The sequence below is a fragment of the Nitrososphaera sp. genome (genome assembly GCF_013388945.1).
Taxonomy (GTDB): Archaea; Thermoproteota; Nitrososphaeria; order Nitrososphaerales; family Nitrososphaeraceae; genus Nitrososphaera.
In genome coordinates this window covers 62,133-81,864 of the sequence record NZ_JACAEH010000002.1, presented here as the reverse complement: position 1 = coordinate 81,864, position 19,732 = coordinate 62,133, and the positions used below count along the sequence as shown (strand labels likewise).

Below are 19,732 nucleotides of genomic sequence, written 5' to 3'. Positions count from 1 at the left end.
AAGCTAGTTGAGGTGGTGGCACGCCCTCTGGTGTTCCCGGAGTATGAAAGACAGCAGCTTTTCCCTGTCTGCCTCGCCGGCCATCCGGGTCTTGTCTATTTCTGACATCAGCGCGCTGCAAAAGACGCACCATAAAGACTGGGAAATTTTCTGCCCCGTTGATCCATATCCGGGTGATTTTTCAGCTTTGCTCGTTTCTCCTTTCTTTTCCGGATTTTGCCCAGCGGACGCCGTTCCAGCCACTTTTACCCTGATGCGGATGGCAACTTTATTATAATAAAGTTTGCTATAACTATTTATCGCAAGTGATTTTATCGTCATTAGAACGCAAGTATAGGATGTCCTCCCGCCCCGATAGGTGGTCAGCAATCCGGATTCTTGCGCAGACATACGCCCTGGACATCCTCGACGCCCTTAACAAGAGGCCGCTCAGGTTCACAGACCTCGAGGAGTTCGGCCCAAACGAAAAGACCCGCTCGCAGCGCCTCAAGGAGCTGGAGAGCAGGGACATGATAACAACAGTCAGCCTGAAGATAGGAAAAAGGTTTTTCGTCCACTACACGCTGACCAGCAGGGGAAGGGCCGTCCTTTTAAAGTCAAAGGAACTAGTGGAGCTTGCCCGCTTGCCGTTCTAGCCCGACGTGTAGGTGGGCTCCTTGTCGACCCTCTGCATTTCTACAAAGGTCTCGGTGTTCTGTATGCCCTCTATCTTGCCGATGCGCTCGATGACGACGTTGTGGAGCTCTTCAAGCGTGTGCGCGTGCACGGTCACTATCATGTCAAACCTGCCGGTGACCTCTGAAACGGAGCGCACCTCCGGGATCTTTAGCAGGTCGGCCTGAATCGGCTCCTTCAGCTTCGGGTCGCGGTTGATGCCGACTGTAGCCTTGACGTTTATGCCTAGCATGCCTTCGTTGACAACCACGGTGAACTTTTTGACCAGGCTGCGCTTTGACAGCCTCTTTATCCGGCTGTAAAGCACGGACGCGTTGATGTTCAGCTTTTTTGAAAGGCGCGGGACCGAAATGCTCGCGTCGCGGGTCAACTCGGACAGGATCCTCATGTCAAGCTCGTCGAACTTGTGCAAACTATCTACCAGCCTAACCTTCGGTGACTGTGTTAATAAATGTAATTCTGCACCTATTGTTAATGCAAAAAGCTATTACTTTGTCCCGCGCAAAGGGATTTCTATAAAACTTATGACCAATCGGGCCAACTTTACACTGCCAAAAAAATGGCGGGGGAGTTTATTGCGTCTTGTATGCCTGCAGGTCGCGGTAGCTGATGTTCAAAAATACTTCAGCACCGTTGAACCCTTCCACTGCCGACTTGGGCAGTTTGTATTCCCGGCTTGCCCCCTTTAGGATGGTGAACGTGTCACCGTCTTCTGAAATGATGGTTCCGACATCGACCCGGTCAGACGACCGGACGTTCTTGTGCATGACTCTATCCCAGTGGAGTATTGCTGGCTCAGACATGCTACATCAATTCCTACATATGTCGAACTTGTATTTAAGACTAAATTGCATTTAATGCAGCATTTCTGTGATTTATCGAATGGTTGTGCAGGTTTTATGTAAAAAATAAGCGAATGTGTACAGAAAACGCCTCAGGCGCAGGCTGAACGGAAATAATATATAATTTGCGAGCCGCTGTTTCTCAATCATGTTTGGAAAAGGCGGCATCAAGCCCGGCGAGTTTGTGTTTGTCGTCCAGAAGGACGGCGAGTACAACAAGGTCGTTATAGGCAGGATACAGGCAGTCAAAGGCAGCAAGGTGCACGTCGCAGGCACCCAGATAAGGCCGTCGGGGCTCATCCAGCGCGTCGGCGCGGGGACCGCTGGCGAGCGCTCAAAGCAGGTGCTCTCAAACCCCGACCCGAACAACTGCATCTTCATGCTCATCGACAGGGTGGAGACGGCGCCTTTCAACGGCGAGACGGACCAGGCAGTCGACCGCGTCATCTGGATAAACGAGAGCCGCTACCTCGTCCTTGACGGCTGGATAAAGGAGAACTTTCCCGAAGTTTTCGCAGCGGCGCTGACGTCGCCTACAGAGGAGGACAGGCAGCAGGCAAAGGCCGTCCTGCGGGAAAAGATGGGCGCACTTTACGAGCGTGACCTGAAGGAGCACGTCTACGCGGTGGCAAGGAGCGCCAGGCTGCTCTAGCGCAAGGATTAAGTTTGAGTTTCTTGGAAAAAAGCCCATGTCCTTCTTTGGCCCGCCTCCCGAAGGCGCGAATTTTGACAGGAAAAAGTACGAGCACCTGACTATGTCCATAAGGCAGACGGCGCTAGAGAGGGCCAAGAACCGCTGCCAGAAATGCTCCGTCAAGTTCGGGCCGGCAGTCCAGCCCCATTTTGAGCACATCAACGGCAGCAGCAAGGACAACAGGCCGATAAACCTCCGTGCGCTGTGCGCCAGCTGCTACAAGGAAGTCGAGGAGAGGGAGCAGAAGAAGAAGGGCTTTATCGGCGGGCTCCGCAAGGCGTTTGAGAAGGTGCCTGTCGACTTTAAGAAATAGGTACCATAGAATACCTCTAGAAGAATTAAAAGGTATGTTTAAATCTACTGGTGCCGATACTGTACCGACTGACGGTGCCCAGAAAAAAGAACGTCTCCAGTCTGATTCCCGGATTGAGGCTACGAAAGGCAATGGAGAAGGGCCTGGAGATAATCGGCCCGGCCGCGCTGCAGGGGATATTCGAGGACCTTGAGAGGCGCGGGGTAAGATTAGAGTCTGAGGCGGCATGCTCGACTGACCAGATAAACGGGATACTGCGCGAAATATTTGGCGAGGACGCGTCGAGGCTCATGATGACCAGGATTTACCGCCACCTGGATTCCGACTAGCGCAAATCTTAATTTGCCAGGCAGGCTTTGCTGTGGCGTTGGGTGAAAGTCTCTGCAGGGCGTTTGTAGACCTGCACAAAAACATCCAGGCCGCAGTCATTGTTTCGCGCGGCGAGGTTAAGGAGAGGTACATCAGGCCCGGCATCCCCGTGCCGGACCCTATGGACCTTGAAAAGCTGTTCATAAGGGCAGAGGTGTTTGTGAGCATGACGATGGAAAGCGACAGGCTGTTTGGCGAGACCGGCTATGTCATGACAAACCACAAGCTGCTCGACACGTTCATCTTCCCGGTGCCCGGCAACGGCGCGCTCATCGTTCCCATCGTCAAGCCCTACGACTACCACGAGCTTTTGAAAAAGGCGGGGCAGCTCCTGGGCAGGGACCTGACATAGTACCCTACGCTTCAGGCATCGGTCCTGGCGGGCAGCAGCGGTATTCCTGCGACTTTTCCAGGATCTCTATTTCCTTCTTCAGCTTTTCGTTCTCCAGTTTTTTGTGTTCAAGGTCAAGCTCCATTGCCTGCATCAGCTCCTTTTCGCAGATGTTGCAGTCGTCCACGCAGCCCCTGACAAACATCCCCGGCGTCGGAAGCGACGACGTGACTTCAAACGAGTATTTCTTCTGCGCGACTGACGATATTTTCAGCTCGCTTCCCACCTTTTCGAGCAGTCCTGCGGCCACAAGCTGTTTCTCCACGGCTTCAAGCCCCTCCTTGCGCATGGCCTCCGTGAGAGGCGGCGGGCTGATGGTCCTGGCAGCCAGAAGGATGCCCGGCTGGAAGGTTCCTGCAGTCACGGCAGTCGTGCCCTGGCTCCGGATAAAGCTCTCCCGCCCTATGGCCTCCGCGCTCAGCCTGTCCTTGTCGGTTGCAAGAACTGCAGCAGGTATGGCACTTACGTTTCCTCGGGAGACAAACGGGTTGTTTGTCACGCGCGTGTCGGCTGCTGGGTCTATCACCCTGCGCTCAATAGACTCTATCGTGAACTTGACTGTCTGCAGCTTGTTTATGCGATAAAAGTAGAACGTGACTGCGTGGCATTTGTTCGGGTTAGCAAACTCGCGGGAGGACGATTCAAAGTGGTCCTGCGACTCTGTTTCCACGTGCGAGCGGGTCTGGACCTCGCCTATCGACACCGCGCTTGCCGCCCTCGTGCCCATCTCCGCCCGGTGGTGCGACGCGCTGGCGTGCTGGGAGAGCTCGCGCAGAAAATCGCTTGTCGATTCAGAGTTGAAATTGCCGCTGACGTCAAGCGACGGGCCGCCAAATATCGACTCCAAAAAGCCGCTGGTCTCGCCGTGGGTGTCAAAGTGCGCCTTGGTGGTGTTTGTCGAGCGCGCGTGGTCCTTCGACGTAAAGTCGGACATGAAGTTTGACCATGCAGACATGTAATAGTGCTCTTCCTGCGTCTGCTCGTTTCTATAGCTCACCTTTGACGCGCTGTCGTAGGTGAACCGGGTCCGCCTGTCTGTCGTAAACAACCGGACTTTTTCGCCCGGGAAAAGCGTCGTGGAATATACAAGGTCGCCAAGCGCAAGCGGGCCGGGGCAGCGCTGCAGGCGCGCATGTATTATCACTTCAACAGAAACGCGGGACTGCTGGTGTAGCAGGCGGTAGTGGTAGTCGAGCACGTCGCACACAGGCTTTGTCTCAAGAGGAGGGCAACACGGGATCATTTGCTCTGAAGTGGCATGACTCATAGACTCTTCCATAGAGATGAAATATTTAAGATCCGCAGAGGCGCAATTCAGAAAATTCAGCAGCAAATTTCATACTCACTCCTGAGATCTGTGACTTTTGCAGGCAAGATCGCGGATTACAAAACGCGACTAGACGCGCAGCAGCGGCTTTGCTTCTTTCAGGTCGACAAACTGCTGTATGTTGCCGCAGTCGGGGCAAATATAGAAAAGCGCGGGGAGTGGGATTTGAACCCACGGGTCCTTGCGGACATGGGATTAGCAATCCCACGCCCTACCAGGCTAGGCGACCCCCGCCCGAAGAAGCACTATCAAATTACATTATATTAATTGTGTGAGAATCTACTCGCTTGCTGATGCTCTATTCATCTGTCTGAATTTCAGGCGCACATAGTCTTCTTCGCTTGGCTCGTAGTGGCTTGACCTTTCCGCGTCGCGCATCAGGAAACGAGACATGACACTGGTTCGCAGGCCTGCTTCATTAGGCGTTGTTTGTACGTATGTACAACGCACGGCCTACGAACAAAAGGGACCATCCCAACATGCAAAATTTGCAGCGCTTCTGCTAAAAAGATTATAAAATAGACACGCACCGTTATACTATCTTTGAACCTTAAGGAGGCAAACGAGCTCTTCCGGCGCGCCATCATCAAGGCCTACTTTGAGCCCCAGCTCCTGAAGATGGACTACCGCAAGTCCCACGTCAAGCACCCGAGCATTTCCGACGACGGGCTGACGCTTGACAACAACCTCCACATCTATTTTGACGTCTCGACCGGCAACGACTACCCGGACGGCGACGAGTGGTTTTCAGTAGAATACATTTTCCCCCACGGCATAAAACTGCCGGACGGCCTGAAGGGGCCCGACTATTTCACGACCTTGTCTGTGCCTGACGGCGGCCACTACTGGCGCCACCGGGAGCTTGTGCGATTCAAGTATGGCAAGTCCAAAAAGCTTGAAGAGTCGCTTGAATTCCTTGACAGAAAGTACAAGGAGCTTTCAAAGGGTCTGCACGATTCGGGCGTCGTCAACCAGCTGGACTGATCACTTTTTCGGCGGCAGCCACTCGTTGTTCTTGAAAGAGTAGTTGACGCCCTTTACAAGCGCGATTGCAGGGCTCCACTTGAACGTCGCCTCGTCGTAGGAATAAAGCACCTCCTCCGCGCCTGCAGGCACCGTCTTTAGCTGCAGCGGAACGATGTCGACCAGGTACTCCAGCTTTTCGATTCCCATCTCGTACTGCCTGTCGCCCTTTGACAAAAGAGGGAACACAAGCGGGACTGGCGTGTCGCCAAAGCCGGCGAACCTGACATAAGTCTTTACGCCTTTTTTGCCGCGCCTGCGCTTCATGTTCTTCAGGATTTCCTTTACCTTGTGCCAGCTGTCCATGGAAAATTCCTGGAAGAAAGACTCGCCATACATGACTGGGAAACTTATCTCCACCATGCTCACGTACGACGTGTCGTCGGGCCTGAGCTCCTCCTCTTTCACCTCAAACGAGCGCTTCAGGGTGTCGTAGAGCGTCTCTGTCTCCCAGGGCGATATCGCGTAGTAGCGGAAGATGGCCGACAACAGTTGCAGAAATACACTCGCAAAAGCATTAAAGCGTTTGCTAGAAAAGCCCGAGGAACTTTGCCAGGTACACTAGCGAAAGCGCGCTGACGTAGCCGGCCATGTGCTTCCACGATATCGCAGGAAGCGACGGCGCGACCAGTTTTATCTCGTGGTTGTCTATCACGCGGGTGATGTAGTCGCGGACCTTGGCGTTCCAGATCTTGTATTCTATCTGGTGCTTTTTCAGGATCTGCTCAAGTTCATAGATGACAGGCGCGCGCACCGACCGGATGTGCTGTATGTATTTTCTAGATATCTCGACTTCGGCCTGGATAGCTATCAAGCCCTGCTGCATGTCAAAGAGCCGGACGTGCATCTCCCACGGCTTGGCTAGCCTCTTTGCAAGGCCGCAGCCTATCTGGTTTGGCTTTTTGTTTTCCAGCCTGACAGTCTTGAAGCCCTCTGACAACAATGCTTGAATTATCTCGTCCTTTTTGGTTTTGACCATCAGGCTCAGGTGATCCAGCTCTATCTCCTCGCGCTGGATGAATGCGCGCAGGCCCTGCGATATGCTGGTGCGCGGATAAGCAGTGAGGAATTCGGACATCCGGGCTTCAGATAGCATCTGCCAGAGTGCTATAAAAGCTGTGTGCAAGTGCTCCTCATAGCATTCCTGTGCCCCGGAGGTAGATGTCAGTCCTTGCCGGCACTGCCATGTCCTTCCACGAGAGCTTTCGCTCCGTCCAGGTGACAGGAAAGCCTCTCACGACTGCTGCAGGCGTCGACTCGGCGGCCTCTCTCATCACCGCAACTCCGGCCGTCGCCAGGCTGTCGGCGACTGCCCTGAGCGTGACTTTGAGCGTGTTGCCAAAGAGATCCCGCTTGCCCCGGTCATCTTCCACCGGCTCAAAGCCGGCGCACGCAATGGCGATCCCTGTAGTCCCGCGGCGCGTTGGCATCAGCCGGCTGTCTGCCAGGATTACGCCCAGCTTTATCCCGTTGTCCAGAAACTTCTGCCGAAGTTTCTGCGCGCTTGCAAAGGGTTTCTTCGGATAGAGTATGACGTGCCCGGGCGGGACGTTTGACTTGTCGATGCCGGCGTTAGGAGCCATCATGCCCTTTCTTATCGCAAGAACAAAGCCCGGGATTCCGCCGACTATCATATCGGCCTCCTGCAGTACTAGCTCGGCAAGCCTTTCGTCCATCCTGAATTTCTTTGCAAGCCTCTTTGCCTTTGCGCCCGGCCTGACCGTGTCCAGTTTCACGAACCGCCCCTCAGACATTGCGACAAACTTGCTTGACACGACAAGTATGTCCGAGTCTTTATAGTCAAAGCCCTGCAGCGCCTCAAACAGGTCAAACCTGCCGAGTTTTGCCGGGACGGAAATCGCAGTTATCTCCAAGCAGTGACGATATTCGCAACCGGCTTAATCTTGCTTTCGCGCAACCCGCCAAAGGTTTTAATCCGTCGTGCGATAAATTCCACTCGATACCGTTTTGGCGATGACAATTACAGAGAAGATACTCGCCCGGGCGTCCGGCAGGCAGCAACTTTCGCCGGGCGACGTGGTTTTCGCTAAGGTAGACAAGGTCATGTTGCACGACGTGTCCGGGCCTGGCGTAATCAAGGTCTTTTCAGAGTGGGAGAAGAAAGGAATGAAACTGGAAAAAATATGGGACCCTGACAGGGTTTGGGTCACAGAGGACCATTTCGTGCCGGCGGCTGACAGGGTGTCTGCTGAAAACGTGATAACGCTTTCCAACTTTACCAAGCAGTACGGCGTAAAGAAGCACTTCAAGTACGGCCTCGGCCAGTACGGCATCTGCCACACGCTCTCTCACGAAGAAGCGATGGTGCTTCCCGGAGAGGTCTATGTCGGGGGCGACTCGCACACCAACACCACGGGCGCGATGGGCGCCTTTGCGGCTGGGCTTGGGCACACGGACGTCGCGTACGTGCTCATGAACGGGCAGATCTGGTTCAAGGTTCCAGAAACAATGTTGTTCAAGGTCGAAGGCCCCAAGCCTGCGCACATCATGGCAAAGGACATCATACTAAAGATAATAGGCGAGATAGGCACCGACGGCGCAAACTACAGGGCGATGCAGTTTGCCGGCGACGCAGTCAAGAAATTGTCGATGGAAGAGCGCCTTACGCTCACAAACATGACGACAGAGGCCGGCGCCAAGAACGGCATAATCGAGCCCGACGAGACCACGTTTGCGTATCTTCGCGAGCGCACCGACGCCAAGTATGTTCCTGTAAAGGGCGACGAGGGCGCAGAGTATGCAGAGACTTTCACTATAGAGACTGCGAGGATGGAGCCGACGGTTGCCAAGCCGTTTTCGCCCGGCAACATATCTGCAGCGCGCGAGCTTCAAGGGACAGAGCTTGACAAGGCGTACATCGGCTCGTGCACCGGCGCAAAGCTCGAAGACCTGAGGGCCGCTGCCAAGATAATGAAGGGCAAGAAAGTCAAGATAAGGACCGAAGTGCTTCCAGCCGCACAGTCAATCTACATGAAGGCCATGAAGGAGGGGCTGATAGAGATATTCATGGAGTCCGGCGCCATCGTAGGCCCGCCGACTTGCGGGGCGTGCTGCGGCGCGCACATGGGCGTGCTTGGCAAGGGCGAGGTGTGCATCAGCACGACAAACCGCAACTTCCCCGGCAGGATGGGCCACGTCGAGTCAAAGACGTATCTCGCCTCGCCGGTCGTAGTGGCGGCGTCTGCGCTCACAGGCAGGATAACCGACCCGAGGGACCTGAAATGAACCAGACACTGAAAGGAAGGGTGCACAAGTACGACAGGGACAACATCGACACGGACGTCATCATACCCGGCCCTTACCTGAAGATACACGACCACAAAGAGCTTGCAAAGCACGCGCTTGAAGGGCTCGACCCCAAGTTCCCCGAGAAGGTGCAGGCAGGCGACTTTCTAGTAGCTGGCAGCAACTTTGGCTGCGGCTCTAGCAGGGAGCACGCCCCGATAGCGCTTTCGCAGACAGGCATCAGGGCTATCCTTGCGCCGACCTTTGCAAGGATATTCTACCGCAACGCTGTCGACGGCGGATACCTGCTCCCGATAGAGATAGACAAAGAGACCGTGAAAAAGATCTCCGACAGGGACGAGCTTGAGATAGACATCGCTTACAACACGATAAGGAACGTGACAAAGAACGAGCAGTACCCGATGAAGCCCTTTCCCGAGCTGATAGCCAAGATAGTCGAGGCCGGCGGCCTGATGAAGTACCGGCCTTGACCAGAAAGGGCAGGCTCGAAGAGATATTCAGCAAGGCGCTCCACGCCGACGAACCGTCGCTTTATTTTGTCAGCTACCGCGACTTTGAAGACATTGTTGAAGTCCCGCTGGACGAGTTCGTAAAACTGTCAGAGAACTTTACAGTCATCCCGGCAAGCAGGATAACAAAAGTAAGGAAAGGCAAGGAGACCCTGTACTTCAAGTCAGGCGTCTAGGACCCAGCCTTCCGGGAACACTGCGTCTTGCCCTGTCGCAGTGGCGTACCGCCACACCCGCTTGTTTTCGGACCTGACCTTTGACTGTATCTTTGAGAGCGCCTCAAGCTCGCCCTGCAGGCCGTCGAGGCGGGCTGTCTGCGAGTGCTTTTTGCAGAACTGGCAGTGCGGGTCAAGCGTCGCGACCTTGCCGGCATCTATCACAGGATATGCGGCGCACGCAAGCGGCCTCTCCTTGTATATCGAGCAGGAATGCCCGCCGTGCGGCGACTCTTTTTCCGCGTCAAGGAACGGGCACCAGTCGCCGTCTTCTATTCCCATCATCTGGTACGCGATTATCTTTTCAGGCTTGTCGCCGATTGCAAGGCGCGGGAGTATCCTGACTGAAATCCCCTTTTGCCTTGCAAGGTTTTCCATCCTTGCTTTTTCTTCCGGCAGCAACAGCACGCCTATCTTGCCAAATTCCTTTGTCGGGTAATAGTCGCGGTAGATGCAGCAGTCAGAGCACCCCTGTACGCAGGAGAACCTTATTGCCGGTTTTCCTGTATGCACTGATACTCGACGCTCCCTGGATCGAGCTCCGACATCTTCAGAAACGAGATGGTGTACACCGACTTTGCTTTCTTTAACACCTCGAGCTCGAACTTTTTCATCACGCCGTCGCTGTCCTTCTTTTTCGGGTTGGTGTTCTCCTTGTATATCCCGAAGCGCAGCATCGCCTTTTTTTCGTAGCCTTCCTTGAAGCGCTTGTAGTTTTCAGATATGGGCATCTTTTTCACAAAGCCCGTGTTGTCGCCGGAATATTTCGAGCCCCCGTACAGTATGAACCAGTAGTCGTCGCCTTCTTCCACAAAGGACATCCTGATGTCGACGTCCGGCCACCAGTCTACAGTCTTTTTCCAGAGCCTGTGCGCGGCCATCTTGTCGGAAAAGAGCGGGAAGACGTTCATGTACACGTCGTGGTAGCGGTAGCCTACGCCCATAAAGTCCTTGAACCAGGTGGTTGGTTTGGTGCTCGTGCTCAAACCTGCTTCTTTCCGTTATAAAAAGTCTGAATCGTATAGGCATTGGGCATAGCTAAAGGTCACGTTACTTGTAGTTAGAACCATCTTACGCAATCCTTATTACAGCCATACGCGTCTCACGTCCTACATGAGCGCATACCGCAACAGCGTCAAGATAATTGGCGACGTTCTGCGGATAACGGACGAATCTGGCATGGGTGGAGTCAACCTCACCTCGCTTCTCCGTAAGGCAAACCTCTCCTACGGCAGGCTGGCCTCGGTGGCCGGCAAGCTTGTGCAGGCGGGGCTTATGAGCGAGCAGGCCCAGAACGGGCAGAGGATATACGTCATCACCCAGCAGGGCAAGGAATACCTGCGCAGGTACCAGCAGTTTGCCGAAGTGGCAGACTCGTTTGGCCTGGGCCTCTAGGGCAGTACCGGTCAGTCATTTTCGCATCAATCTAGTTTCTGGACAGCTTCGATGTGGCACTCGTGGCCCCGGTGTTCTTTGTCCAAGTTCTGCGCCTCTTCCTGCGTTATCGGGAACCGCTCGTTCAGAAGGTGCTCCTCGCCTTCCTTTTCGAGAAGGACCTTCTTGCAGGTGTCGCAGACAAGCTGCATTATCACGGCGCCCATGGCAGGGTTTTGGCGTGAAATGATATTTAGACTATTTGGCTAGGCGGACTTCTCTACTTCCACCGTGCACTTTGTCACGACTCCTGCTATCACCCCAAGCGCCGCAAGCCAGGGAGCAAGCGCAAGGACTGCAACCGTGCCGGCCGCGCCCCATGTGACCGGAATGGACAAAAGCACCTTGCCCTTGTCGTCCTTGACGACTATCCTCTTGACCTTGGCGTCGTTTATCACTTCCTTCACCTTGCCGACCAGTCCTTCTGCAGACACCTGGTAGACCTCTTTTTTGAGCCCCGCCTGCGCGCCGCAGCGCGGGCAGAACCGGGCGTCAGAAGGCAGGTCCGCTCCACATTCGCCACACTTTGCCATGGTAGAAAATAGCGGCACGAATTCTTTAACATTTGGCGGTCCTGGCTTTGTAAAAAACCGCCTTAAAAGAACTAATTCTGCGCACGAGATTGCTTTTGCCTCTTGCCATCTTGCAAAATTGTATCATTTTTTCGTGCTCAAAATGTTACACGATGTAAGATTTTTTCTGCGGGTAGAAAAGGGTTCGGGACCTGTCAGGATTGGGTACAGAGTCCGACCCTGGCTTTGTAAATGTGCAGGCAGAGGCATCTAGAGGCGGCTTTTTTTACAAAGTCGTGGCGCAGGTAGGTTTTTAATGGAAAAGCGATCATCTGCAGCAGGTCAGATGCAGGCAAACCAGCAGCTGGACGAGACCGACAGGAAACTCCTAAACGACATCCAGTGGGTATTTCCGCTTGCAGACAGGCCCTACCTCGAGCTTGGCAAAAAGCACGGCCTCTCGGAGGACGAGACCATGCGCAGGATTGCAGGACTGCGCAGCATGGGCCTTGTCAGGCAGATAAATGCCATTTTCGATACCAGGCGCCTTGGGTACAAGAGCGCGCTCATTGCATTTGCAGTAAGGCCCGACAAACTTGACGCGGTGGCAGAAAAGATAAACGAGCACCCGGGCGTCAGCCACAACTACGAGCGAAACCACGAGTACAACATGTGGTTCACCCTTGCAGTCCCGCCCGACTCGGACATGAAAGACGAGCTTGACAGGATGGCCGCGCTTGACGGCGTCGTGAAATACCGCTTGCTCCCGACGCTGAAAATGTACAAGATTGGCGTAAAACTAGACATGGTAAACGAGGACGCGGAAAAACCCAAGCCCACAGACGAGGTGAAGGAGCTGAACCCCGAGAGGCTAGAGATAACAGAGCGCGACAAAGAGTTTGTGCGCGAGCTGCAAAAAGACCTGCCTGTTGTTCAGGAGCCCTTCAAGGAGATGGCACAGAACCTCGGCGTGACCACGGAAGAGCTGTTTGCAAAGGCTAAAGAGTATGAAAATAACGGGCTCATGCGCAGGTATGCGGCGATCCTGCGCCACCGCGACGCGGGCTTTGTGGCAAACGGCATGGTCGTGTGGAACGTGCCCGAAGACAGGGTCGACGACGTCGGCTTCAAGCTGGCGGCGTTTCCGCAGGTGAGCCACTGCTACCGAAGGCCTGTATACCCCGACTGGAAGTACAACGTGTTTTCGATGGTGCACGCAAGGTCGCTTGACGCCGCGGAAAACATGGCAGTCGAGATGTCCAAGTCAATCGGCATCCCAGACTACAAGATACTTTTCAGTTCCCGCGAGTTCAAGAAAGAAAGGGTCAAGTATTTCGTCTAGCCTGCGACGGGCTTGACGAAAAAGTTGTTCTCGTACATCTCTGTCAGCCTGGCAGACTCGTCAGGCGAGAGGTAGTTGCCGTCAGAGATTGACGCAAACATCTCCAGCTCTTCCACGCTTATCATGGTCGGCAGCACGACTGAAATCTGCGGCTGCGACAGGATGAACTTTATCGCAAGCTGGGTTATGTTCCAGCCCCGCTTGTCGGCTATCGGCTTCATGTTGTCTATCTTTTGCATCGCCTCTTTGATGAATTCCTGCTTGCGGAACGAGCGGTGGTCGTTCTTGTCAAACTTGGTATTTGCATTGACCTTTCCTGTCAAGAGCCCCGACGCGTCGGGCACGCGCACCATTATCCCCACGTCGTTTTCCTGCGCCGACCTTATCAGGTCCCGCCCGGGGTCCTGCTCGAGAATGTTGTAGACAGTCTGAAGGCAGGTTATGTTGCGGTTTTCAATAGCGAATATCCCCTCTTCCTTCCAGCCTATCGCAGGCCCGAGGGCGACCCCGTGGCTCTTTATCGTGCCTTTTTTCACCAGGTCGTCGAGCGCGGAGAACAGCTCGTCGTTTTGCATCGCGTCCATCTTGGGGTTGTGGAGCGAGTAGACGTCGATATAGTCCGTCTGCAGCCTTTCAAGGCTCTGCTTTAGCGCAAACTGCAGGAATTCCGGGTCGTGCTTTTGCGGCAGTTCGTTGTGCCCTATCTGCTCGGCGCTGTAGAGGTCGTAGCCCCACTTTGTAGAGTAGACGACTTCGTTGCGCATGTCCTTGAACGCCTGGCCTATCAGCTTCTCGCTCCTGCCCTTGCCGTACATGTCGGCAGTCTCGTAAAAGTTGATGCCAAGGTCGTATGCCTTTTTCAACATCCGTATCGCCTCGTCGTCGTCTATTTTCTTGCCCCACCAGTCAAGCGCAATAGTCCAGGCGCCGAATCCTATCTCGCTTACCCTGATGTCGCTCTTGCCTAACCTTCTGTATTTCATGCCAGTACCTCCATGACTTTAGACTCTATCATCGAAAACGCGGAATCGTCGAGCGCGGGCCTGCCTGCCGCTTCAACGTCGATTGGAATCCACGACTTGCATCCGGCCCACTCTTTTTTCGTGTCGATTTTTATCGGGTTTTGCAGGTTGTAAACGCGCACGAGAATCACGCTCATCGGCTTCTGGGGGTTATAGGCCATCCTCGCATTAACATAGCTTTCGCTCCAGACGTGGTACTTTTCCAGCTGCTTCAGGACCGCAGGGTCCCTTATCTCTGCCACGCGCTTTGCTTCAGCATAGCTTGAAAGCACGTTCGACTCTGCAGGCGGCTGCTCTTTGAAAACGGCATCTATCCTGCCTGCATAGTCTGGCTGCAGATGCTCCTTTGCCTGGTGCTCGTATGTGGGAAAAAGCATGAACCTGTCGTGCTTGACTTCAAAGCCCTGCCGGTATTCCAGTATGCCGCCCTTTCGCAGGAGCACGGTCTGCCGGCCCTCTTGAAGCGCCCTGCACACCACTGCCCACTCTTTTAGCGCCTGCACCATATCACCCCAGGCTCTTGATTATCTCCTCGATGTTCTTGTGCACGCACGGTATCATCGGCGTGTCGCGGACTACATACTTGCTGACCTTGGTCTCGCGCAGCTGCATTATGAGGTTCTGGAATACCGCAAGGTCAGGAGTCTCAAAAGCAAGCATAAAGTCCTGGTCGTCCAGGCCGAACGAGTAGGTGGTGTTGAGGCGCACCTGCGGGAACTTTCTTCCGACCATGATGTGCTCTTCCATCATCTGCTTGCGCTCTTCAAACGGCAGGAGATACCAGTCCCTTGTCTTTACAAACGGGTAGACTACGACATACTTCATCGGCTGCTCATCGGTCATGAATCCGGGCGTCACCTTGCTTGAATACACCGACGGTCTGCTTGCCGAAAGAAAGGTGTGCGACGATTCAAGGTACTTGCCAAACACCGTGCTGTATACTTTGGACGCCATGACCTGCATCTTTTCCACGCTGTCTGAAATCATCCATATCATCAGGTCGGAATCGGAGCGCAGCCCGAGCGTCGAGTAGGTGCGCACCTTCATCTTGGTGTTTGCGACCTCCACGAGGGTTGCAAACTCTTTTGCGGCCTCCTCCCTGCCCATCTCGTTGAGCCAGCGCCACTTGGGGTCTACCTTGAAAAACGAAAAGTTGAGAAAGACAGGCGCCGGCGGCTTGTTGTCTTCCGACATTTGGAAAGGTGGAGCCCTTTCCATATTTAAAACTAGGCACACTGCCGGCGGATTTCACTTGCACAGCATTGCAGGTTTACTTGTCTTCGAGACCCAGCCAGCCGTAGCCCTTGGCTTCAAGCTCCTCCGACAGCTCTTTGCCGCCGGACTTGATCACCTTGCCCTTGGCAACGACATGCACGTAGTCGAGCTTTTTCAGGTAGCGCAGTATGCGCGCATAGTGCGTGATGACAAGGACGCCTGCGCCGGTGTCTATCAGCTTGTTTATCGCCTCTGCCACTGCCTTGACCGCGTCGATGTCAAGACCCGAGTCGGGCTCGTCAAGTATCGCGATATTTGGCTTTAGCACTAGCATCTGCATGACCTCGGAGCGCTTTTTCTCTCCGCCCGAGAATCCCTCGTTGAGGTACCGCCCGAGAAACGACGGGTCAAGTCCCACTGCGTCCAGGTTCTTTTTCACGTACTCGTGGAACTCCCTGACCGTAAGGAACACCTCGCGGTTCTGCTCCTCGCCAAGCGACTTGTTCAGCTGGTTGTAGGCGTTGCGCAGAAAATGCGAGTAGCCTACGCCGGATATTTCAGTCGGGTACTGGAACCCGAGGAATATGCCCTTCCTTGCCCTGAGATCGGTTGAAAGGTCGTTTATGAGCTCGCCCTTGACCCTTATCTCGCCAGAGTCAAGCGTGTATTTCGGGTGGCCCATGACCGCGTTTGCAAGCGTGCTCTTGCCCGAGCCGTTTGGCCCCATGATGGCGTGGACCTCGCCCTTGTCAATGTTCAGGTTGAGGCCGGATAGTATCTCCTTGCCATCTATGCTGACGTGCAAGTCTTTAATCTCCAGAAATGCCATTTTCATCTTTCTTCCGATTTGTAGGTATTTAGACTTAACGCCGTTATATTTGGAATATTCGCAACCTTTGCCTAGCCGGCTACTCTATCGTCAGAGTGCCTACCATGAACGGGTGTGCCTGGCAGTAGTATTCGTATTCGCCTGCGCCTATCTCCGACGCCTTTATGCTGTATTCCTTTCCAGGTGCAAGCAGGCTGGTGTCAAAGGCCGATCCGGAATCCTCGTCGTCAATGCCCGTTCCTGACGTCGCGGTGTGGTACGTAGTGTCGTTGTTGACCCACTTTATCGTGTCAGAAAGCGAGGCTGTTGCAGCGTCGGGATCAAAGTCCGGCGCGCCCTGGGCCGACGAGCCTTTCAGGATGGATATGGTCACCACGGATCCTTCTGACGGCGTTTCTTCGGCGGCAGGTGTCTCTTCTGCTGCAGGCGCCTCTTCTGACGGCTGCTCCTCTGCAGAGTTTTCAGGTGTCGGTGACTGGGCCTGCGCGCCTGCAAGGTCCTTGCGGTACGGGGAATTGTCATAGATGCCCATGACAGGGGTAGACTGGATAACCAGCATGTCGTATGCGAGATAGCCTGTTATCGCACCAAGCACGAGAAGGACGGGAAAAGCGATGATTCCTGGTTTACCCATAGCCATGCGTATTTCTGTACCTATATTAATTCCTTTTAGATGCGGCCTCTGCCGCGCAATGCAGTGCACTTTTGGAATGACTTTTATTTTGGATGGCACGGGGAAATGTCAGCTGATGGTCAGGACAACCGGCAAGTGCGCGGCTTGCGGAAACGACATGACGTTCAGGTACAGGCCCATGCCCGAGTGGAACGTGCAGGGCGAGCTCTGCGGCACCTGCTACACGCAAAAGCTGACCGAGCATTATATTTCGCCTGACAGGCGCAACGTGACCAAAAAGTAGCGTCCGAAACCAGACGCAGGAAAGCCTAAATACTTTATTCCGCCAATCCCCCGTATGCCAACAGCCTACATACTCGTGAACTGCACGCTGGGCTCCGAGGAAAAGTTGATCGGCGAGATTGCCAAGTTCCCCGACGTGAAGGAGGTAAGGGGCACCTACGGCGTTCACGACATCTTTGTCAAGGTCAAGTCAGAAAACACAGAGGCGATGAACCACGTGATCACAAACAAGATCCGCAAGATACCGGGGATCACGTCGACTGTCACGCTTGTCGTGATAGAAGAGCAGGGCGGAAAGGGCTAGCCCTTCAGTTCTTCCTTCTTTTTGTCTTCTGCTTTTATCCTGCGCATTTCAACGAAAATCAATGCAGTTGCTGCTGCCACTGTGCCCCACCCGGCGATGCTGACTGCAAGGTAGCTGTCGTAGACCGGGACAAAGATGGCGACTGTTGCAATGCCTGCGCCGGCCCACCACATCAGTATGAGCGCCGTTAGGTAGCGGTTCATCCCCTCAGATCCTCGTCGTAGCCGGTAAACGACTTTAACACTTTTCCGCAGCTCTTGCACCTGCAGTACTCGACAAACTCGTAGTCGTCGTACTGGCGGTACGCAAACGACTCGCCGTGGTCGCAGAAGAGCTGCCGCAAGTCCAGCACGCAGGTATTTGGATGCCGGGCTTCATTACTATTTCTGTCAGGCTTGATATAGAGGCGCCTGCATATTGCAGGGAAGGGCCCGTAGCGTAGCCAGGATATCGCGGCGGTCTTCGGAACCGCAGGTCGTGGGATCGAAGCCCTCCGGGCCCGCTTTTCTAATGATCTATCCGCAGGTCGTTCAGCAGCCTTTCGATGTTGGTCACCGTCTTGCCGCTTGCGTCTGCTATCTGCTGTCTTGCCGGCGGCGACTCGCGATAGTTTTCAATCCTTGCCGAAATCCTTTCCTGGTACGTAGGTATGTGCTCGTTCTGGTAGAATACCCCGATTGGAATCCTGTCGCCCCACTCGTTTGACTTTTCAATAACCTTTGCCATCTTGGCGTTCATCTCCGACGGGTCGCGCACTATGCCGTCATACCCTTGCTCTTCCATCTTGTAGATCCTCGGCATCGCCCTCTTTGTGTTCGGGTCGACCAGATCGGAACCTTGGAACCATTCCTTCGTGTTGATGTCGTTGTAGGTGGGGCACGGCTGCAATACGTCTACAAACGCAAGCCCCTTGTGCTCCACTGCCTTTCTGATGACATCCTTGAGGTGCCTCACGTCGTACGAGTAACCGCGGGCAATGAACGTGAATCCAGAGACGAGTGCAAGTGCAATAGGGTTGACAGAGTTGTTCATGTTTGGCTGCGGCAGCGATTTAGTTTTCATGCCAAGCTTCAAAGTGGGCGACGCCTGACCCTTTGTTAATCCATAGACGGCGTTGTTGAATATGATGTAGGTCATGTCCACGTTGCGCCTGCCAGCCCCAACGAAATGCCCGGCGCCGATTCCAAGCCCGTCGCCGTCGCCGCCAACGGCAATTATCTGAAGGTCAGGGTTTGCAAGTTTAGCGCCCTGCGCAAACGGAAGCACGCGGCCGTGAAGCGTGTGGATGCCGTACGTCTTGATGAAGTGCGGCGTCTTGCCCGAGCATCCGATGCCGGAAAATATCGTCGCCTTGTACGGAGGTATCTGCATGTCGGCAAGCGCCATCTGGATGGCGTTGAGGATGCCGAAATCGCCACAGTTGTGTAGCACGGCGTTTTCGCTCACGTAGGAATTGACATCGTTGACCTCCAAGTTGAAGACGGGCCCCTCATAATCAAAGCTGTCAATCTTTTTGATAGGAATCAGGACGTAATCGGGTCCCAAGATTGAAGACGGCGGCTTGCCGGTGTGCTGTATCGGCTCATAGTCTCTTCCCAGCATTCTGCACAGAACGGCAAAGTCGCGGTCACTCACCACCTGGACAGAGTACGATTTCCGGTGGATGCCGCTTGCCTTCATCACAGAAATTACCGGCACTATCCACTGCCTGAGCAGCAGCGTCTTTACCTGCTCGCAGAGCGTCTTTGATATCGTCTTGAAGTTTGCACGCCTCTGCCCGGGGCTGACCCAGCCATCGCCTCTCCACAGGCCTTTTATCAGCTCGGCCTGTTTGCTGACTGGAAGTAGCATGGCAAAATGAGGTATCTTTTTGTTGTAGGCCCCTTCTCCGAACCACTCAGAGAACAGCCGGGCAAGTGGTGCAGAATAGAAAGTTATTGTGATCCCTTTTCCTTTTGTACGCGTCGTTCCTTCGAGGCCGAAAACACGCATCATGGTTTCCTTTACATCTTCTAGAAACTCGACTTCATCGACGTGGAATGTAAATGATATCTCACGGTTGTGCGCGTACCCCTCCGCGATATAGTATCCCATCAGGCGCAAAAAGCCCGCATCCAGTGGCATCCTTGCGGGCATTTCCTTACTGACGGCGTCTTTCTTGGGCAGGCGGTAATCGACGTCGATGTAGTCCCGGTCTTCCTGCTCCTTCTGTATCGGGTAGATGAGGTAGTCCTTTTCCTCTATTTCGTCTGCCCTCTTCCAGACGGCGTCGTAACTTGTGTTGTGAAGCTTCTTGTTCCGGTCAGAGCGCTTTACAACCAGAATCGGATGTTCGGGCGTGGCAAAGGTCTCCCCGAAGCACTTTGTTACTATCCTGAACATCTTGCCCCTGTGAATGTGGCTTATTATTTCGGTGACTTTGTGAAACCTGCCGTCTCTGCCAAGGACTCGCTCGCCCACACTAACTTCCTGTATCTGTTTTGCAGAAGGATTGCAGTGGATCGTCGTGTCGGGCAGCACGCATCCTGGGCAC

At 54.2% G+C, this 19,732-nt stretch carries 31 protein-coding genes, 2 tRNA genes and 1 pseudogene; 14 read left to right on the top strand and 20 right to left on the bottom strand.

All coding sequences use genetic code 11. The features are described 5' to 3' along the window. Positions 1–338: 338 nt before the first annotated feature. Positions 339–635, top strand: coding sequence for a winged helix-turn-helix transcriptional regulator (locus HXY31_RS00950; RefSeq protein ID WP_292638575.1), 297 nt, complete (start codon positions 339–341; stop codon positions 633–635). Here HXY31_RS00950 and HXY31_RS00945 read toward each other — a convergent pair. Both HXY31_RS00945 and HXY31_RS00940 read right to left on the bottom strand, forming a co-directional pair. Next, entirely contained in the window at positions 632–1,063 is a 432-nt protein-coding gene (locus HXY31_RS00945; protein ID WP_342817007.1) for an Lrp/AsnC family transcriptional regulator, read from the bottom strand. The two genes, HXY31_RS00950 and HXY31_RS00945, sit on opposite strands and share 4 nt — an antisense overlap. Positions 1,064–1,247: 184 nt before the next feature. Further along, entirely contained in the window at positions 1,248–1,478 is a 231-nt protein-coding gene (locus tag HXY31_RS00940) for a hypothetical protein (protein ID WP_292638570.1), read from the bottom strand. Positions 1,479–1,665: 187 nt separating this feature from the next. On the opposite strand from HXY31_RS00940, the gene HXY31_RS00935 reads away from it, so the two are divergent. The 4 genes from HXY31_RS00935 (at position 1,666) to HXY31_RS00920 (ending at position 3,245) form a co-directional block, all read left to right on the top strand. Continuing rightward, on the top strand, positions 1,666–2,169 hold the full coding sequence (locus HXY31_RS00935; protein WP_292638568.1) for a hypothetical protein: 504 nt from the start codon (positions 1,666–1,668) through the stop codon (positions 2,167–2,169). A 37-nt stretch (positions 2,170–2,206) separates the two neighbouring features. Next, positions 2,207–2,524 carry a hypothetical protein gene (locus tag HXY31_RS00930; RefSeq protein WP_292638566.1) on the top strand — a complete coding sequence of 106 codons (318 nt, stop codon included), beginning with the start codon at positions 2,207–2,209 and terminating at the stop codon, positions 2,522–2,524. A gap of 131 nt (positions 2,525–2,655) precedes the next feature. After that, complete coding sequence (locus HXY31_RS00925) at positions 2,656–2,853, top strand: hypothetical protein (protein WP_292638564.1); 198 nt, start codon at positions 2,656–2,658, stop codon at positions 2,851–2,853. A gap of 38 nt (positions 2,854–2,891) precedes the next feature. Next, entirely contained in the window at positions 2,892–3,245 is a 354-nt protein-coding gene (locus HXY31_RS00920) for a hypothetical protein (RefSeq protein WP_292638562.1), read from the top strand. A gap of 4 nt (positions 3,246–3,249) precedes the next feature. On the opposite strand, the gene HXY31_RS00915 is transcribed toward HXY31_RS00920, so the two are convergent. Next, on the bottom strand, positions 3,250–4,551 hold the full coding sequence (locus HXY31_RS00915) for a hypothetical protein (protein WP_292638560.1): 1,302 nt from the start codon (positions 4,549–4,551) through the stop codon (positions 3,250–3,252). A gap of 210 nt (positions 4,552–4,761) precedes the next feature. Further along, positions 4,762–4,845 (bottom strand) — tRNA-Ser (locus HXY31_RS00910). A 309-nt stretch (positions 4,846–5,154) separates the two neighbouring features. Between HXY31_RS00910 and HXY31_RS00905 the strand changes: the two genes are divergently transcribed. After that, positions 5,155–5,595, top strand: a complete 441-nt coding sequence (locus tag HXY31_RS00905) for a hypothetical protein (RefSeq protein ID WP_292638558.1) — start codon at positions 5,155–5,157, stop codon at positions 5,593–5,595. On the opposite strand, the gene HXY31_RS00900 is transcribed toward HXY31_RS00905, so the two are convergent. Genes HXY31_RS00900 through cofE form a run of 3 tightly spaced genes read right to left on the bottom strand, consistent with a single transcriptional unit; the run spans position 5,596 to position 7,508 of the window. Beyond that, positions 5,596–6,123: a hypothetical protein gene (locus tag HXY31_RS00900; RefSeq protein WP_292638556.1), complete on the bottom strand. Its 528-nt coding sequence runs from the start codon at positions 6,121–6,123 to the stop codon at positions 5,596–5,598. It lies immediately after the preceding gene. A 40-nt stretch (positions 6,124–6,163) separates the two neighbouring features. Then, complete coding sequence (locus tag HXY31_RS00895) at positions 6,164–6,712, bottom strand: hypothetical protein (RefSeq protein WP_292638554.1); 549 nt, start codon at positions 6,710–6,712, stop codon at positions 6,164–6,166. 55 nt (positions 6,713–6,767) lie between these two features. After that, complete coding sequence (gene cofE, locus HXY31_RS00890) at positions 6,768–7,508, bottom strand: coenzyme F420-0:L-glutamate ligase (RefSeq protein WP_292638552.1); 741 nt, start codon at positions 7,506–7,508, stop codon at positions 6,768–6,770. A 100-nt stretch (positions 7,509–7,608) separates the two neighbouring features. Between cofE and HXY31_RS00885 the strand changes: the two genes are divergently transcribed. The 3 genes from HXY31_RS00885 to HXY31_RS00875 are packed head-to-tail and all read left to right on the top strand — an operon-like array spanning position 7,609 to position 9,586. After that, positions 7,609–8,880, top strand: a complete 1,272-nt coding sequence (locus tag HXY31_RS00885) for a 3-isopropylmalate dehydratase large subunit (protein ID WP_292638551.1) — start codon at positions 7,609–7,611, stop codon at positions 8,878–8,880. Next, positions 8,877–9,371 carry a 3-isopropylmalate dehydratase small subunit gene (locus HXY31_RS00880; protein WP_292638549.1) on the top strand — a complete coding sequence of 165 codons (495 nt, stop codon included), beginning with the start codon at positions 8,877–8,879 and terminating at the stop codon, positions 9,369–9,371. Before HXY31_RS00885 ends, HXY31_RS00880 begins: the two co-directional genes overlap by 4 nt. Next, positions 9,368–9,586, top strand: coding sequence for a DUF504 domain-containing protein (locus HXY31_RS00875; RefSeq protein WP_292638547.1), 219 nt, complete (start codon positions 9,368–9,370; stop codon positions 9,584–9,586). Before HXY31_RS00880 ends, HXY31_RS00875 begins: the two co-directional genes overlap by 4 nt. On the opposite strand, the gene HXY31_RS00870 is transcribed toward HXY31_RS00875, so the two are convergent. Beyond that, the gene (locus tag HXY31_RS00870) at positions 9,575–10,138 is read right to left on the bottom strand and encodes a YkgJ family cysteine cluster protein (protein WP_292638544.1); all 564 of its coding nucleotides are present in this window, start codon (positions 10,136–10,138) and stop codon (positions 9,575–9,577) included. The genes HXY31_RS00875 and HXY31_RS00870 overlap by 12 nt on opposite strands. Beyond that, the gene (locus HXY31_RS00865) at positions 10,114–10,611 is read right to left on the bottom strand and encodes a hypothetical protein (RefSeq protein ID WP_292638541.1); all 498 of its coding nucleotides are present in this window, start codon (positions 10,609–10,611) and stop codon (positions 10,114–10,116) included. Before HXY31_RS00865 ends, HXY31_RS00870 begins: the two co-directional genes overlap by 25 nt. A 127-nt stretch (positions 10,612–10,738) precedes the next feature. On the opposite strand from HXY31_RS00865, the gene HXY31_RS00860 reads away from it, so the two are divergent. Next, the gene (locus HXY31_RS00860) at positions 10,739–11,020 is read left to right on the top strand and encodes a winged helix-turn-helix domain-containing protein (protein WP_292638538.1); all 282 of its coding nucleotides are present in this window, start codon (positions 10,739–10,741) and stop codon (positions 11,018–11,020) included. Positions 11,021–11,046: 26 nt separating this feature from the next. Here HXY31_RS00860 and HXY31_RS00855 read toward each other — a convergent pair whose 3' ends face one another. Together HXY31_RS00855 and HXY31_RS00850 are read right to left on the bottom strand one after the other, a co-directional pair. Continuing rightward, complete coding sequence (locus tag HXY31_RS00855) at positions 11,047–11,226, bottom strand: hypothetical protein (RefSeq protein ID WP_292638536.1); 180 nt, start codon at positions 11,224–11,226, stop codon at positions 11,047–11,049. 39 nt (positions 11,227–11,265) lie between these two features. Then, entirely contained in the window at positions 11,266–11,592 is a 327-nt protein-coding gene (locus HXY31_RS00850) for a DUF4342 domain-containing protein (protein WP_292638532.1), read from the bottom strand. 295 nt (positions 11,593–11,887) lie between these two features. Here HXY31_RS00850 and HXY31_RS00845 point away from each other — a divergent pair, with 295 nt between their 5' ends. After that, the gene (locus tag HXY31_RS00845) at positions 11,888–12,913 is read left to right on the top strand and encodes an AsnC family transcriptional regulator (RefSeq protein ID WP_292638529.1); all 1,026 of its coding nucleotides are present in this window, start codon (positions 11,888–11,890) and stop codon (positions 12,911–12,913) included. On the opposite strand, the gene HXY31_RS00840 is transcribed toward HXY31_RS00845, so the two are convergent. The 5 genes from HXY31_RS00840 to HXY31_RS00820 form a co-directional block, all read right to left on the bottom strand. Next, entirely contained in the window at positions 12,910–13,896 is a 987-nt protein-coding gene (locus tag HXY31_RS00840) for an aldo/keto reductase (protein ID WP_292638526.1), read from the bottom strand. The two genes, HXY31_RS00845 and HXY31_RS00840, sit on opposite strands and share 4 nt — an antisense overlap. Next, positions 13,893–14,441: a DUF1802 family protein gene (locus HXY31_RS00835; protein ID WP_292638522.1), complete on the bottom strand. Its 549-nt coding sequence runs from the start codon at positions 14,439–14,441 to the stop codon at positions 13,893–13,895. The genes HXY31_RS00840 and HXY31_RS00835 overlap by 4 nt, the downstream gene beginning before the upstream one ends. 1 nt (position 14,442) lies before the next feature. After that, positions 14,443–15,129 (bottom strand): chlorite dismutase family protein, encoded by a 687-nt coding sequence (locus HXY31_RS00830; protein WP_292638520.1) that lies wholly within the window; start codon positions 15,127–15,129, stop codon positions 14,443–14,445. Between the two features lie 76 nt (positions 15,130–15,205). Further along, positions 15,206–15,979, bottom strand: coding sequence for a Fe-S cluster assembly ATPase SufC (gene sufC, locus HXY31_RS00825; RefSeq protein WP_292638517.1), 774 nt, complete (start codon positions 15,977–15,979; stop codon positions 15,206–15,208). A 79-nt stretch (positions 15,980–16,058) separates the two neighbouring features. Then, on the bottom strand, positions 16,059–16,613 hold the full coding sequence (locus HXY31_RS00820) for a plastocyanin/azurin family copper-binding protein (RefSeq protein WP_292638515.1): 555 nt from the start codon (positions 16,611–16,613) through the stop codon (positions 16,059–16,061). A 115-nt stretch (positions 16,614–16,728) separates the two neighbouring features. Between HXY31_RS00820 and HXY31_RS00815 the strand changes: the two genes are divergently transcribed. Together HXY31_RS00815 and HXY31_RS00810 are read left to right on the top strand one after the other, a co-directional pair. Then, positions 16,729–16,896 carry a hypothetical protein gene (locus HXY31_RS00815; RefSeq protein WP_292638513.1) on the top strand — a complete coding sequence of 56 codons (168 nt, stop codon included), beginning with the start codon at positions 16,729–16,731 and terminating at the stop codon, positions 16,894–16,896. 54 nt (positions 16,897–16,950) lie between these two features. Continuing rightward, complete coding sequence (locus tag HXY31_RS00810) at positions 16,951–17,199, top strand: Lrp/AsnC ligand binding domain-containing protein (RefSeq protein ID WP_292638510.1); 249 nt, start codon at positions 16,951–16,953, stop codon at positions 17,197–17,199. On the opposite strand, the gene HXY31_RS00805 is transcribed toward HXY31_RS00810, so the two are convergent. After that, positions 17,196–17,402, bottom strand: a complete 207-nt coding sequence (locus HXY31_RS00805; protein ID WP_292638507.1) for a hypothetical protein — start codon at positions 17,400–17,402, stop codon at positions 17,196–17,198. The genes HXY31_RS00810 and HXY31_RS00805 overlap by 4 nt on opposite strands. Continuing rightward, complete coding sequence (locus HXY31_RS00800; RefSeq protein ID WP_292638504.1) at positions 17,399–17,551, bottom strand: hypothetical protein; 153 nt, start codon at positions 17,549–17,551, stop codon at positions 17,399–17,401. Before HXY31_RS00800 ends, HXY31_RS00805 begins: the two co-directional genes overlap by 4 nt. 75 nt (positions 17,552–17,626) lie before the next feature. On the opposite strand from HXY31_RS00800, the gene HXY31_RS00795 reads away from it, so the two are divergent. Next, positions 17,627–17,701: transfer RNA gene (locus HXY31_RS00795), tRNA-Arg, on the top strand. 5 nt (positions 17,702–17,706) lie between these two features. Here the strand turns inward: HXY31_RS00795 and HXY31_RS12315 are convergent. Both HXY31_RS12315 and HXY31_RS12310 read right to left on the bottom strand, forming a co-directional pair. After that, the gene (locus HXY31_RS12315) at positions 17,707–18,645 is read right to left on the bottom strand and encodes a 2-oxoacid:ferredoxin oxidoreductase subunit beta (RefSeq protein WP_366933057.1); all 939 of its coding nucleotides are present in this window, start codon (positions 18,643–18,645) and stop codon (positions 17,707–17,709) included. Continuing rightward, a pseudogene (locus HXY31_RS12310) lies at positions 18,631–19,659 on the bottom strand (LAGLIDADG family homing endonuclease); the annotation flags it as partial. The pseudogene HXY31_RS12310 and the gene HXY31_RS12315, both read right to left, overlap by 15 nt. Between the last annotated feature and the right edge of the window lie 73 nt (positions 19,660–19,732).